Genomic DNA, 14,405 nt, shown 5'->3' with positions numbered 1-14,405 from the left:
GGCTGGCGGTTCTCACCATCTGTGAGCGATCACTCGCTCCATGGTGGCCCCTGTGTCAGAGTTGGTTCATGCGCACGGCTGATGGGGGAGAGCAGGATGGGGCGGCCGCGTCGGGGGAATCCGTACCGGAACTGGTCCACACACGGTGGGGGGTCCGGCTGACCGACCCGCTGCCGGCCCGGTTCGAGGAACCGGGCTGGAGCTACGAGGAAAAGGTCCCGCGCCGCTGCCCCGCCTGCCGAGGCGAACTGCACTCCCTGCGCAGGCCGTACGAGTCCCAGGGGCGCGTCTACCGCTACGTCGCCGTCGTCTGCCCGCGCTGCCCCGCGGCCTACGCGCTCGCCGACCTCGGTGTGAAGACGTACGACAAACTCATGGGGCACAGCGGCCGGGCGTCGGCCCCCGCCGCGAACCCGAATCCCCGTCCCCATCCCGGCTCCCGTCCCAGCCCCGTTGCCGGCGATGCCTGGAAGGCGCTGCTCGGCCCGTGTCCCACGGATGACGAGCCGGGTGGCCTGACCATCCGACCGATCTATGCTTCCCCCGGCGTGACACTCCGGCCCACGCCCGGCCCCGCGCGCATCATCGCCTCCAACCTGCCACCCGTCACAGGAAGTTGGCCCGCAGACCTGCCGCTGCCGACCGAGCCCGAACGGCGGAGCCTGTATTGGTGCAAGGTGACCGATCCAAACTGGCGGCCACCCCGTAAGGCTGTCGATGCCGCCTTGGACGTCCGCGTCATCATGCCGGACGGCCCGGAATTCGACGCCCTCCGCGCGTATTTGACGGACGAGCACGTCACGTACCGCTGTGCACGGCACTGGCAGGAGTCGGAAGTCGTCGGCACCGTCAGCGACACGGGACACCGAACAGACCTCGTCGCATGGCCCGTCCGATCCGGGCCGCTGCCCGCCGCCCCGGTCGCGGGTCCCGGCGCCCATGCCGCCCGTGACGCGTTCGCGCTGCAGTGGGACGCCCTGGAGGAACTGCCCGAGGACGCGGAGGACGCCTACGTCCCGGTGGCCGACCTGGTTCCGCCGGGCTGGTCGCAGTTCCTGAAGTACCCGACCTTCAATCCGGCGCAAGTCGACGCCGTCCCGGCGATCCTCGAGGACGACGGGAACGTCGTGGTCGTCGCCCCGACCGGAGCGGGCAAGACCCCGATCGGCATGGTCGCCGCCCTCAAGGCCAACGCACAGGGCCGCAAGGCCGCCTGGCTCGTGCCGCAGCGCTCCCTGACCGACGAACTCGACCAGGAACTCGACCTGTGGCGCGGCAACGGACTGAGCGTGGTGCGCCTCACCGGCGAGTACGCCGTCGACGCCGAGCTGATCCGCAAGGCCGACATCTGGATCGCCACCACCGAGAAGTTCGAGGCCATCTGCCGCACCGGGTCGCTGCGCGACGCCCTCGCCGACGTCGGCTGCCTTGTCGTCGACGAGGTCCACCTGCTCGGTGACCCCGGCCGTGGCCCCGTCCTGGAGGCCCTGCTAGCTCGCGTCGGCCAGGACACCGAGCAGGTGCGCATCGTCGGCCTGTCCGCGACGGTCGCCAATGCCGACGAGGTCGCCGACTGGCTCGGCGCCCGCCTTGTGCGCACCACCTGGCGGCCCACCCGGCTGATCTGGCAGATACCCGTCCCCGCCGCGTCCACCAACAGCGACCGGAGCGCCCGCGCCGTGGCCCGCACCACCGCGGCCGTACGCCAGGTCCGCACCATCACCGACGAGGGCGGCAGCGCCCTGGTGTTCTGCGGCAGCAAGCGCGGCGTGCGCATGACCGCGCTCGCCCTCGCCAAGGAGCGCGGAGCCCGCACCAAGGGCGTCGACAAGGACGACCCGGAGGTCGTCGAGCGGCTCTGCTCGCCGGCGGGCGTGCGGATCCACTACCGGGACTGGCCCCACAAACGCGAGGCCGAAAAGGCGTTCCGGAACCGCGAGGCGAACGCCCTGGTGGCGACGTCCACCGTGGCGGCCGGGGTCAATCTCCCCGCCCGCGCCGTCGTCGTACGGGACACCGAGATCGGCATGAACCGCGTCGAAGTCTCCATGGTCCAGCAGATGTTCGGCCGTGCCGGACGCGTCGGTGCCGGGGAGCGCGAGGGCTGGGCCTTCCTCCTCACCGACGGCACCGACCGGCCCGAGTGGCAGGCCCGCCTTGCCGCCGGCTACACCGTGCGCTCCCGCATCCGCGAACGCCTGCCCGACCACCTGCTGGCAGAGGCGGTGCAGGGCCGCGTGCGCACGCTCCGCGAGGCCGAGGACTGGTGGACCCGCACCCTCTCCTACCACCAGGGCAACGAGAGCTTCGACCCGCTGTACGACGCCGTCGAGTTCCTCACCGAGGCCCGCTACCTGCGCCGCAGCCCCGGCCTTGAGCACGACGACACCCTCGTGGCCACCGAACTCGGCACCCTCACCAGCCGTTTCATGCTCGCCACCGACCTCGCCGACGACTTGTCCGACGCGCTGCGCGCCGCCCCCGTGCCCCAGGACCCGGACGCGGCCGAGCAGTTGCTCGCCGGGCTGCTCGTCACGCACCTGCCGAACCTGGAACAGGCGCAGTTCACCGACCGGGCCCGCGCCGTGCTGCTGCGCGTGCTGCGCAACGGCGGCCACCTGGACCCCCCTGACCCGGAGGAGGGCGGCGCCCCGGCGCCGCCGGCTGACGAACCGGTGGTCGCCGGGGACCTGGCGCGGGCGGTACTGCTCCTGGTCGCGCACAGCCCCAAGGTGTTCCGCACCCGCTCCCCGTACGTGCTCGGCATTCCCGCCGAGAGTCTCACCGGCATCTACGAGGAGTCCCAGCGCTACCTGGCCTGGCTCGGCGCGCAGGGCCCGCTCGGCACCGTGCACCCCTGGGCCGCCGTCGTCGCGGCCGACCTGTCCGCCAGGATCCGCTGGCGGCAACTCGGCCCGCGCCGCGGCGCCGGGCGCCTGTTGTGGATGTGCGAGCAGATGGCCACCGCGCCGCTCGCCTCCCGGCTCGTGCCGCAGATGTGGCGTGCCGCCCGCAAGCGGGGCGTCGGCGCCCCCGACTGGCCGGGCACCACACCGCCCAACGGCTGCGCCCTGCCCGCGCAGCGCTACCGGCAACTCCTCGCGGAGCGCACGACGGGCGCGCTCCTGACCCAGGGCCCGGACGGTGTCCTGGTCCAGGGCTGCCCGCGTGGCGCGACCGTACGCCTGTGGGACGGCACATCCGCGGAGTTCCACCCGGCCGAGCGCGCCCCGGTCGAACTCCCCTACCCGCGCCCGGCACCGGACGACCCGGAGGCCGGCCACCGGGGCGCCGCTGTCTTCACTCGGAGCGACCGCTTGGCGGCGGGCTGGCTGGCCGCGTACAACGGCTTGGACTGACCGCTCTGTCAGGTCCGCCACAGGACCGCGGCCTCCGCCCCCCACCCGAGCGCGATGGTCCGGTCGACGCGCCAGCCCGCCCGCTCCGCGACGGCGGCGGAGTCCCGCAGGGGGGGCTGCCGGTCGCGGCGTACGCGCGCAGGGCCGCCTCGGTCGCGTGCGGGCTCAGGCCGTCGGCGCCGACGGCCCACGCCAACTCTGGTCGCGAGCACGGCGGGTGACAGTCCCGGCGTGCCGCTGCCGACCGGCGCGGTCACCGTGTGCGTCGGCGGGGTGTACCTGCTCGTACTGCTGATACGGGAGAGCCGGCGGGGGTTCCAGACCCCTCGCGGGGTCTGGACCTGGCCCGCGTCACCGACGAGTTTCCGCCGAACAGGCCATGATCGCAGGCCAGTTGGCAGTGCCGTGACCGCCTCCGGATGGCCGGTGCGGCAGGCCGGGGAACTCGCGTCGTCGCAGGTCGCAAGGCGTGCCCTTGCCGCTGAGCCGCGGGTAACCAGTAACCGAGATGTGATCCATCTTCAAATGATGGGCACAAATTCCACACATGGCTCTCTCCAGATGGGCTCCGATGGTCTAGATTGACCGTGCTTCACATGCTGGGACACGACGCGACAAATAATGATCTATGGGTCAGGCGCTGCGAACAGCTGGCAATTGCGTTTCCGGCGCCGGACGTGGGGTTGATCAATTCTCGGAGTCCGAGAGGGGCTTGGGGTGCGGGGAGCACCCGAGGTTCTGGAAAGACATGCGAGTCCGCTGCCGCCAGGGCGGGTTGCTCACGTAGCACCGACGTGGCTCAAGTAGCACCGATGTACCGGGATGCATGTATTGGGGGCCGGGGGGCCTCCCAGGGGGAGGAACGGTGTTGGGCGATGACCACGTCGAATCACTGGGGACCGGGGGGCTTCTGTGCGGCAGGGGGGATTAGTCGGCCCCTTTTCGTCGGCGCACGGGAGCCTGGCGAATGGGGCGATCAGCAGGCCCGCGACCGACTGGGAGCAGCGGTACCGCCGTATCGTGATCACCAGCGACACCGTGGCCACCGCCTTGGTGGTGGCGGCGATCGGCAATTTCTTCGGGGTCCGGGACGCGGCCAACTGGCACGAGAAGTGGGGAATTCTCGCTTTCGGCACCGAACTGCTTGTGCTGGGCGCGCTTGCGGTGAGCCGGTCCTGGACTCCGGTCGTACTCGGCCAGGGAGCGGAGGAATTCCGCAGGCTCGGACGGTCACTGTTCACGGCGACCGTCGTGCTCGCGCTCGGCGGAATCGCTCTCACCTCACGCAACATCAAACTCTGGATCTTCGTCGCGATCCCCGCGATCGCACTCGTCACCATGACCGCGCGGTATCTGCTCCGCCTCTGGCTGCACAAGCAGCGCAAGGAAGGGCGGTGCCTGCGACCGGTGCTGGCTGCCGGGAGCCCGGCCACCGTGCGTGACCTCATCACCCGCACCCGTAAGTTGCCGCACCTCGGCTGGCGGGTGGACGGGGTGTGTACGACGGACGGCCTCGGGTTCGACGGTGACCAACTGGACGGAGTGCCGGTCATCGGCGGGCTTGCGGACGTGGCCACTCACGTCCGCCGCGACGGCTACCGTGTCGTCGCCGTCACACCGGACCCGCACTGGTCACCGGACCGGCTGCAGCGGCTCGCCTGGAACCTCGAAGGCAGCGACGCCGAGATGGTCGTGGCCCCCGTCCTCATGGAGGTGGCGGGACCGCGGCTGCACGTCGACGCCGTCCTCGGCATCCCGCTGCTGCGGGTCAGCATGCCGGCCTTCACCGGCGGGCGCCGGGCGATCAAAGGGGTCGTCGACCGGATGGGCGCGGCGATCCTGCTGATGCTGTTCACGCCGCTGATGGTGCTCGTCGGGCTGCTCGTCCTCGTGGACAGCCGGGGCGGGGTGTTCTACCGCCAGTGCAGGGTCGGCAAGGACGGCCGCGAGTTCACCATCCTCAAGTTCCGCACCATGGTCGCCGGGGCTCACGGGTCACGGGCCGAGCTGGCGGACCGCAACGAGGGCGCGGGGCTGCTGTTCAAGGTCCGCCGGGATCCGCGGGTGACCCGCCTTGGAGCGGTCCTTCGCCGGTACTCGATCGACGAACTCCCGCAGCTTTTCAACGTACTCACCGGATCGATGTCGCTCGTCGGTCCGCGGCCACCGCTGCCGGAGGAGTCCGCCGCGTACGGCCCGGACATTCGGCGGCGGTTGCTGGTCAAGCCCGGACTCACCGGCCTGTGGCAGATCAGCGGACGCAGCGACCTGCCGTGGGAGGAGGCCGTCCGCCTCGACCTGCGGTACGTGGAGGACTGGTCGCTCGCCCTGGACACGGTGATCTTGTGGAAGACGCTGCGTGCGGTGATCCATGGCCAGGGGGCTTACTGATGCGCAGGGACCGTGGTCCGGTCGGCGCGTGGACCGCAGGCCGAAAGGGCCTGCCTTGGGGGAGGAACGCGTCATGAGAGTCAGCGTTTTCGGGCTCGGCTACGTGGGCTGCGTGTCGGCCGCGTGCCTGGCCGACATGGGGCACGAGGTCATCGGGGTGGACGTGAACCAGGTGAAGGTCGACCTGGTCAACGCTGGCAAGGCCCCGGTGGTCGAGGAGCGGATCGGTGAACTCGTCGCCGAAGCCGTGCGGACCGGAGCGTTACGCGCCACCGATGACGTCCGCGAGGCGATCATGGGCAGTGACGTGTCCCTGGTCTGCGTGGGCACGCCGTCGGAGCCCAACGGCAGCCTGTGCACCACGTATCTGGAGCGGGTCACCGAGCAGATCGGCTCCGCCCTTGCCGAGCGGGGTGGGCGGCACACCGTCGTGTTCCGCAGCACCATGCTCCCGGGCACCTGCCTGAACCTCCTTGTACCGATCCTGGAGAAGTACGTCGGCGGGACGGCCGGGGCGGTCTTGGCCGACGTAGGGGTCGCGGTCAACCCGGAGTTCCTGCGCGAGGGCACGAGCGTGCGGGACTTCTTCGACCCGCCCAAGACCGTCATCGGCGAGCTCGACCCGGCAAGCGGCGACGTGGTGGCGGCGCTGTACGACGGCTTGCCCGGCGAGGTGTTCCGGGTGCACCTGCCGACGGCCGAGGCGATCAAGTACGCGGACAACGCGTTCCACGGCCTCAAGATCGGCTTCGCGAACGAACTGGGCGCGGTCTGCCAGGCGCTCGGCGTCGACTCGCACCAGGTGATGGACGTGTTCCTGGCCGACCGCAAGCTGAACGTCAGCCCCGCCTACCTGCGGCCCGGCTTCGCCTTCGGCGGCTCCTGCCTGCCGAAGGACTTGCGCAGCCTGGTCCATGCGGCGCAGCGGGCCGACGTCTCGGTGCCCATCCTCGCCCATGTGCTGCCCTCCAACTCCGCGCATCTGCAACGCGCGGTGGAGCTGGTCGAGCGCACCGGCAAGCGCCGGGTGGGAATGTTCGGCCTCTCCTTCAAACCCGGCACCGACGACCTCCGCGAGAGCCCGCTCGTCGAGCTGGCGGAGAGACTCTTCGGCAAGGGGTACGACCTGAAGATCTACGACGCCAACGTGAGCCTCTCCCGGCTGATCGGCGCGAACCGCGAGTACATCGAGACCCGCCTTCCGCACCTCGCGCACCTGCTCGCGGACTCCGTCGGCGAGGTGCTCGAACACGCCGAGGTGTGCCTGGTCGGGACCAGCGACCCGGCGGTGCTTGCGGCGCTGCCCCATGGGGACGGCCCGGTGATCGTCGACCTCATCCACCTTCCCGACGCCGATGAGCGTCGGACCGAACCGGGGTACGTGGGCCTTGCTTGGTGACACATCGTTCGATGAAACAACTGGCGGCGACCGGACGGACCGGCGCGCGCTGATCCTGGTGGAGAACCTGTCGGTGCCGTTCGACCGGCGGGTGTGGCAGGAGTGCACGACGCTGCGCGACGCCGGGTGGGAAGTGCACGTCATCTGCCCCCGGGGGGAGAAGAGGGACACGGAGCCGGAGGCGGTGATCGACGGGGTGCGGATCCACCGCTACCCGTTGCGCGCGGCCACCGGGGGACCGGCCGGCTATCTGCGGGAGTACGGATCGGCGTTGTGGCACACGGTCCGGCTGGCCCGCAAGGTCGGCCCGGTCGATGTGGTCCACGCCTGCAACCCGCCCGACCTGCTGTTCCTTCCGGCGCTGTGGCTGAAGCGGCGCGGCGCGCGGTTCGTCTTCGACCAGCACGACCTGGTGCCCGAGCTGTACCTCTCCCGGTTCGACCGCGGCGAAGATCTGCTCTACCGCGCCGTGTGCGCGCTGGAACGGCGGACCTACCGGGCCGCCGACGTCGTACTCGCCACCAACGAGAGCTACCGCGACGTCGCGATACGCCGCGGCGGTCAGCGGCCACAGGACGTGTTCGTGGTGCGCAGCGCGCCCCAGACCGACCGGTTCCAACCGGTGCCGCCCGAGCCGGAGTTGAAGCGCGGCAAGCCTCATCTGCTGTGCTATCTCGGCGTCATGGGACCTCAGGACGGCGTCGACTACGCCTTGCGGGCCCTCGCGAAGCTGCGCGACGAGATGGGGCGGACCGACTGGCACGCGGTGTTCATCGGCTCCGGCGACGCCTTCGACGCGATGGTGGAGCTGTCCAAGCGGCTCGGGCTCAGTGACCAGGTGCAGTTCACCGGGCGCATCCCGGACGCCGACCTGGTGCGTCACCTCTCCACCGCGGACGTGTGTCTGTCCCCCGACCCGCGCAATCCGCTCAACGACGTGTCGACCATGAACAAGGTCCTGGAGTACATGGCGATGGGCCGGCCGATCGTCTCGTTCGACCTCCGGGAGGCACGCGTCTCCGCCGGTGACGCCGCCCTCTACGCACCGGCCAACGACGAGGCCGCGTTCGCCGGGCTCATCGCGCTGCTCCTCGACGATCCGGAGCAGCGGGCCCGGATGGGCAAGATCGGCCAGGAGCGGATCGGCGGGCCGCTCTCCTGGCGGAACTCGCAGGCGTCGCTGCTCGCCGCGTACGCCGTTGCCTGCGGTGACCATGCCCCGGGGCCGACGGGCAGGACGGTCCGAACAGGGAAGAGGCGGCGGCGTTGAACGATGACACGATCCGCCTGGTCACCATCGGGCGGATTCTCCGCCGGCGCTGGCGGCTTCTCGCCGTTCTCACCGTGGTCGGCGCGCTCGTCGGCCATGGCGCATCGGTGCTGCTGTTTCCGCCGCGCTACACGGCGTCGGCATCCGTACTGCTGCCCGGACAGTGGGAAGAGCGCGAGCTGCTCACGCAGGTGGACATCGCGACCAGTTCGTCGGTGGCCGATCGCGTGGCCGCCGAGCTCGGCTGGAGCGGTGTCAGCGGCGGCGAGCTGCGGGACAGCGTGACCGCCAAGGCCGCCGACGGGAACATCATCAAGATCTCCGGTACGGCCGAGACCCCGGAGCGCGCGCAGCGGCTCTCCGACCAAGTGGCCAAGGAATTCGTCACGTTCGCCGCGCGGATCTCGGGCGGCGGCACCGACTCCGAAGCCGCCGCCACGGGGCCCGAGGCGCTGCGGAAGAAGGTCCAGGAGACCAACCGCCGCATCACCGACCTGGCCGAAGCGGCCGATCCGGGACGGACCGTGGAGAGCGTGCAGGCGCGCACCGCGCTGGAGAAGCTGCGGACCTCGCTGGAGGAGGCCATGACGAAGCTGGAACAGGCCGACCCGGCGAGCGACAAGGCCGGCATGGTCGTCATGGGACCTGCGGCCCGGCCGTCCGGCGAGGCACCGCCGACGCGGACGCAGCTCGTCGTCGGCGGGGCGCTGCTGTTCTTCCTGACCGCGGTCATCGGCCATCTCACCGCCGCACGGATGAACCGCCGGCTGCGCACCGAACCGGAGATCGCCGCGGCGCTCGGCTCGGCGCTCCTCGGCACCGTCGACGTACCTGATGAACCGTCCGCACACCGGCCAAAGGACCGTGGCCGGTGGCCCCGGATCCGTCGGCTCCTCGGCGTCGACACCCGGTGGGACCTGCCGACCCCGCAGCGGTCCGGCGACGAGGCCGGCAGACGGATCCGCTACCGGCGGGTGTGCGCCCGCCTCCGGAACCAACTGCCGGGTTCCCGGCGGCTGTTGGTCGTCGTGCCGGACGGCGACGAGATCGCTCTGCGGGCGGCCGGGCAACTCGCCGCCGAGGCCGGGGGCGATCCTTCCGCGAGCTCTTCGGGCAGGGGATACCCCACGCTGCGCGTGGTGGAGGTCCCGGTCGACCGGCCGACGGTGCCGGACCGCGGCACGGAGTCCGGTGCCCTGGTCGTCCTCAGCGCGGGCCGCTGGACCGCGGAGGAGGCCGGAGGCATCGCCGAGGCGTGCGCGGACGGCGGGCATGACGTCGTCGGATTCGTCGTCGCAGGACCGGTGCGGGCCCGTCCGACGCGGTCTGCCGACCGTCCTGCGGACCACACCGCTCCGGCGCTCGCGGCGCGTGGCAACGCGACGGGAGGTCCGGCGTGACGACGAGCACGACCACTGAGTCGTCGGCGGCCACTCCGCTCTTCGACCTGCAGGCGCTTGTGGTGTCGGTGCGCCGGCGCCGCCGCCTCTGGTGCTCCCTTGCGCTCCTGGGACTGCTGGCCGGCGTGGCGATGGCGGTCCTGCTGCCGCCGCCACCGAGCGCGCGGACCAAGGTCCTTGTCGCGCATGCGGAGGATCAGCCCAACGACATGGGAACGCTGATCCGCACCGACGTCGCCGTCCTGGAGACCACGCGGATCGCCGACAAGGCCCTGCGGTCGCTCAAGTCCTCGGACGCCCCGGAGGACTTCATGGGGGAGTACCGGGGCACCGGCCTGACCAACAACCTGCTGCAGATCGATGTGACGGGCGACAGCGACGCGGATGCGGTGGCCCGCGCCGAGGCACTGGCCGACGCGTTCGTCGCCGACCATGTGCGGCGGATGCGGGAAACCGCGAAGGCCGAGGCCAAGGCCCTCCTCGACCAGCGTGACCGGATGCGGGGCGAACTCGCCGAGGTCAACGTGGAGATCGGAGACCGGTCGCCGGAGACGGAGAGCGACCCCAAGGAGTCGGCGAGCGTCGAGTCGCTCTTCGCCCGCCGCGCGGAACTCACCTCGCGGATCGCCGACTTCGACCAGCGCGCCGCGGAGGCGCGTACCGGCACACCCAAGGTCGTCGCCGGTACGCAGATCGTGGACGACGCGCGCCCGGTGCGGAACTCGCTGCCCAAGGCCGCCGCCACCAACGCCGCGATCGGGCTCGTCCTCGGGCTCGTCCTCGGGCTCGCGATCGCCGCGGTCCGCACCGTGGTGGCGGACCGCCCGGTGCTGCGCCGGGACATCGCGGCGAACCTGGGCGCTTCTGTCATCGCGGAACTGCCCCACCGGACGGGCAAGTTGTGGCAGCGCCGACGGACCAGGGTGGCACGCGAACGGCTCACCGGGACCCTCGTCCGCACCGTGCGCGGCTCCGCGGAAGCGGAACCACTCTCGCTGCTTGAACTGGGCTGCGCGCGCAGTACGAGCGTGCTCGCCCTGGACGTCGCGGCGGCGCTGGGGGCAGACGGTCCTGTGACCGTCGTCGACGGTCTGCCGGGTCCCCAACTCGCCAAACGCCAGAGGCCGGGAGGCCCGACCGTGGTCGGCGGCGAGCGTGCCGGGACCGTGCCGCGGCAGGAGCGCCGACTCGGCGTCGGCTCGGTGGCGCCCGGTACGGCATGGACCGACCTCCAGTACCTCGGCACCCGGACCGTGCTCGTCGTGCGCGCCGGGCACGGCAGCGCCGCATGGCTGCACACCGTGGCGCGGCAGCTCGCGGACCAGCGCATCGAGGTGATCGGTGTGGTGCTTGTCGACCCCGATCCGCGGGACAGGACCGACGGCACGCTGTGGGACGGGCAGTACACCGCGCTGCGCGGCCGGAGCGAGATACCGGCCCGGCAGAACGGGACGGGCCAACGGCGGACGGAGCGGCTGCCGGTATGGGCCGCACCGGGCCCGGACAACGACCAGGAGGCGCGGTAGGACATGTGTGGCATCGCAGGTACTTACCGATGGCCGGACGGGAAGGCCGTGACCGACCGGCTCACCGACACCCTCGCCCACCGCGGCCCGGACGGGGCGGGCCGGTACGGCCACCCCGCCGGTGACGGCGAAGTGCAGCTCGGGCACCGCCGGCTGGCGATCATCGACCTGTCCGAGACCGGCGCCCAGCCGATGGTCTCGGACGGCCTCGCCCTGACGTACAACGGCGAGCTGTACAACGCGCCCGAACTGCGGGCCGAGTTGGCGGCCTCCGGGGTGCGCTTCCGTGGCACCTCCGACACCGAGGTGCTCCTGGAGGCCTGGCGACGCTGGGGCACCGACTGCCTGCCCCGGCTGCGCGGCATGTTCGCGTTCGGGATCTTCGACGAGCGCACGGGTGAACTGGTCCTCGTACGCGACCAGTTGGGCATCAAGCCGCTGTTCCTGCTCCGGCGCGGCGAGGGCCTGGTGTTCGCCTCCGAACTAAAGGCGCTCGCCGCGGCGACCTCGCTGAAGGCGGACCCCGCCGCCCTTGTGGCCTCGCTCCTCTACTACTGGGTGCCGGACTCACGGTGCGCGTTCCGCGAGGCGGAGAAGCTGCCGCCGGGGAGCTGGATGAGGTTCCGGCCCGACGGCCGGGTGGAGCGCGGCCGGTACTGGAACCTGAAGGACGTCGCCGCCGAGGGCCAGGAGCGGGCCCGCAGCGGTGAGCTGCCGGACCTGGCCGCCATCGTCGAGGAGTCGACCCGGCAGCACCTGCTCTCCGACGTACCCGTGGCGACCTTCCTCTCCGGCGGCCTCGACTCCAGCTACCTGACCGCCCTCGCCGCCCGCGACCGGCCCGGGATCTCCGCGTACACGATCGGATTCCGCGCCGAGGACGCCAAGTTCGAGGCGATGCCCGACGACCTGCGCTATGCCCGGCAGGTGGCCGAGCGGTTCGGCGTCGACCTGCACGAGATCGAGATCGCCCCGAACGTACTCGACCTGCTGCCGCAGATGACGTACCACCTGGACGAGCCGATCGGCGACCCCGCCGCGATCAACACGTACCTGATCTGTGAGGCCGCACGGGAGGCCGGGGTCAAGGTGATGCTCTCGGGGATGGGCGCCGACGAGCTGTTCGCCGGATACCGCAAGCACCTGGCCAACCTCCTTGCCCTGCGCTACCAGCGCGTCCCGCGGCCCCTGCGGCGCGGCCTGTCCGCGGCCGTTGACCGGCTGCCGGTCGCGACGAGCCGCCGCGGCTACCGGTCGGTGCGGTTCGCGAAGCGGTTCCTCTCCTTCGCCGATCTGCCGGAGGAGACCGCGTTCCGGCGCAGCTACACCATGTACGACCAGGCGGAGCTGCTGGCCCTGGTCAACCCGGACTTGGCCGGGACGGTCGACGACGTACTGACCGAGCACGCGGACATCTACCAGGACAACGACCTCGACGACTTCGTCAACCGTATGTGCCTGGGCGACGCCCGGATGTTCCTGCCGGGCCTGAACCTCGCGTACACGGACCGCTCCAGCATGGCCGCGTCGACCGAGGTGCGGGTGCCGTACGTGGACGTCGAGGTGGTCAAGGCGGCGTTCGCCGTGCCCGGCGACCGCAAGATCGTCGGACGGCAGGGCAAGGCCGTCCTCAAGGAGGCGGCCTCCTCGATCCTGCCCAAGGAGATCGTGTACCGGCCCAAGGGCCTGTTCAGCGCCCCGCTGCGCGCCTGGATGAGCCGGGATCTGGCACCGCTGGTGCGCGAGGTGGTCAACGACGGTGTGCTCGTCAGCTCCGGGATCCTGCGCCGCGACGCGCTGGCGCGGATGGTCGCCGAGGACGCCGCGGGACAGCGGGACTTCTCCAAGCATCTGTGGCACGTGCTGACCCTCGAGTACTGGTATCGCGACGCGACCTCTGGGTCCGGGCAGAGCACTCGGTTAACGGCTTAAGGAATCAGAGGAGTTCGGGTGAAGCAGGTTGTTCAGAACTACAAGAGCGGCGAGCTGGCGGTGCTTGACGTGCCGGTGCCGGGGTGCAAGCCGGGCGGGGTGATCGTCCGCAGTGCCTACTCGCTGATCTCGACCGGGACCGAGCTCATGAAGGTGTCCGAGGCCGGCATGTCGATGCTCGGCAAGGCCCGTTCCCGTCCCGACCAGGTGGCCAAGGTCGTGCAGAGCGTGGCCACCAACGGAGTTCCCGCCACCTATCGCAAGGTGATGGGCAAGCTGGATTCGTACACGCCGCTCGGCTACTCGCTGTGCGGGGTGGTCGAGCAGGTCGGCGCCGGGATCGACGACGTGAAGGTCGGCGACCTCGTGGCCTGCGCCGGCAATGAGCACGCGCTGCACGCCGAGCTGAACTGGGTGCCGAAGAACCTCTACACCCCGGTGCCGGACGGCCTCGCGCCGCGGCACGCCGCCTTCGGCACCGTCGGGTCGATCGCGCTGCAGGGCGTCCGCCAGGGCGAGTCACAGCTCGGCGAGGTGGCGCTCGTCATCGGCCTCGGTCTGATCGGCCAGCTGGTGGTGCAGCTCCTCGCCGCCTCGGGAGTCCGCGTCGTCGGGGCCGACCCCGACCCGGTGCGCTGCGAGCTCGCCAAGAGCCTGGGCGCCGCGGCCTGCGGCGACCCCGCGTCCGCGTCCGTCGAGGCCGCCGTAGCCGAACTCACCGACGGCCACGGCGTGGACCAGGTGTACCTGGCCGCAGGCGGCGGCACCAACCAGCCCGTCGAGCTGGCCGCCCGGCTGAGCCGGGACCGCGGCCGGGTCGTCGACATCGGCAAGTGCCGCCTTGACCTGCCGTGGAACGCGTACTACGAGAAGGAGCTCGACGTCCGGTTCTCGCGAAGTTACGGCCCTGGGCGCTACGACCCGGAGTACGAACTCGATGGACGCGACTACCCGATCGGCTACGTGCGCTGGACCGAGCGCCGCAACCTGGCGTGCTTCCTCGACCTCCTCGCCCGCGGCCGCGTCGATGTCGAGCCCCTGGTCTCCCACGTCGCCGACTTCGACGACGCCGTCGAGACGTACCAGAGCCTGAAGGACGGCGAGTTGAAGGCCGTGGCGGTGCTGTTC

At 71.2% G+C, this 14,405-nt stretch carries 9 protein-coding genes; 8 read left to right on the top strand and 1 reads right to left on the bottom strand.

All coding sequences use genetic code 11. The features are described from left to right. Window positions 1-68: 68 nt before the first annotated feature. The gene (locus ACFWY6_RS14060) at window positions 69-3,359 is read left to right on the top strand and encodes a DEAD/DEAH box helicase (RefSeq protein WP_384689126.1); all 3,291 of its coding nucleotides are present in this window, start codon (window positions 69-71) and stop codon (window positions 3,357-3,359) included. A gap of 8 nt (window positions 3,360-3,367) precedes the next feature. On the opposite strand, the gene ACFWY6_RS14055 is transcribed toward ACFWY6_RS14060, so the two are convergent. Then, window positions 3,368-3,616, bottom strand: a complete 249-nt coding sequence (locus ACFWY6_RS14055) for a hypothetical protein (protein ID WP_384689176.1) — start codon at window positions 3,614-3,616, stop codon at window positions 3,368-3,370. Between the two features lie 655 nt (window positions 3,617-4,271). Here ACFWY6_RS14055 and ACFWY6_RS14050 point away from each other — a divergent pair. From ACFWY6_RS14050 to ACFWY6_RS14020, 7 genes are all read left to right on the top strand, one after another. Beyond that, the gene (locus ACFWY6_RS14050; RefSeq protein WP_384689123.1) at window positions 4,272-5,750 is read left to right on the top strand and encodes a sugar transferase; all 1,479 of its coding nucleotides are present in this window, start codon (window positions 4,272-4,274) and stop codon (window positions 5,748-5,750) included. A gap of 73 nt (window positions 5,751-5,823) precedes the next feature. Next, complete coding sequence (locus ACFWY6_RS14045; protein ID WP_384689121.1) at window positions 5,824-7,149, top strand: nucleotide sugar dehydrogenase; 1,326 nt, start codon at window positions 5,824-5,826, stop codon at window positions 7,147-7,149. Then, window positions 7,139-8,419 carry a glycosyltransferase family 4 protein gene (locus ACFWY6_RS14040; RefSeq protein ID WP_384689118.1) on the top strand — a complete coding sequence of 427 codons (1,281 nt, stop codon included), beginning with the start codon at window positions 7,139-7,141 and terminating at the stop codon, window positions 8,417-8,419. Before ACFWY6_RS14045 ends, ACFWY6_RS14040 begins: the two co-directional genes overlap by 11 nt. Next, a complete protein-coding gene (locus tag ACFWY6_RS14035) occupies window positions 8,416-9,819 on the top strand; it encodes a Wzz/FepE/Etk N-terminal domain-containing protein (protein ID WP_384689115.1) in 1,404 nt (467 codons plus the stop codon). The genes ACFWY6_RS14040 and ACFWY6_RS14035 overlap by 4 nt, the downstream gene beginning before the upstream one ends. Then, complete coding sequence (locus ACFWY6_RS14030; protein ID WP_384689112.1) at window positions 9,816-11,345, top strand: Wzz/FepE/Etk N-terminal domain-containing protein; 1,530 nt, start codon at window positions 9,816-9,818, stop codon at window positions 11,343-11,345. Before ACFWY6_RS14035 ends, ACFWY6_RS14030 begins: the two co-directional genes overlap by 4 nt. Window positions 11,346-11,348: 3 nt before the next feature. Then, entirely contained in the window at window positions 11,349-13,277 is a 1,929-nt protein-coding gene (gene asnB, locus ACFWY6_RS14025) for an asparagine synthase (glutamine-hydrolyzing) (protein ID WP_384689109.1), read from the top strand. Window positions 13,278-13,295: 18 nt separating this feature from the next. After that, window positions 13,296-14,405, top strand: a 1,110-nt coding sequence (locus ACFWY6_RS14020) for a zinc-binding alcohol dehydrogenase (RefSeq protein WP_384689105.1), incomplete at its 3' end; no start/stop codon positions are given.

The organism is Streptomyces sp. NPDC059037 (assembly GCF_042740015.1).
Taxonomy (GTDB): domain Bacteria; phylum Actinomycetota; class Actinomycetes; order Streptomycetales; family Streptomycetaceae; genus Streptomyces.
The sequence above is the reverse complement of the archived record's forward strand: the minus strand, read 5'-3'. Positions and strand labels throughout refer to the sequence as shown.

Excerpts from the sequence above, each read along its gene's own strand:
- ACFWY6_RS14060 (WP_384689126.1), top strand. The coding sequence starts at position 69 with ATGCGCACGGCTGATGGGGGAGAGCAGGATGGGGCGGCCGCGTCGGGG.
- ACFWY6_RS14045 (WP_384689121.1), top strand. The coding sequence starts at position 5,824 with ATGAGAGTCAGCGTTTTCGGGCTCGGCTACGTGGGCTGCGTGTCGGCC.
- asnB (WP_384689109.1), top strand. The coding sequence starts at position 11,349 with ATGTGTGGCATCGCAGGTACTTACCGATGGCCGGACGGGAAGGCCGTG.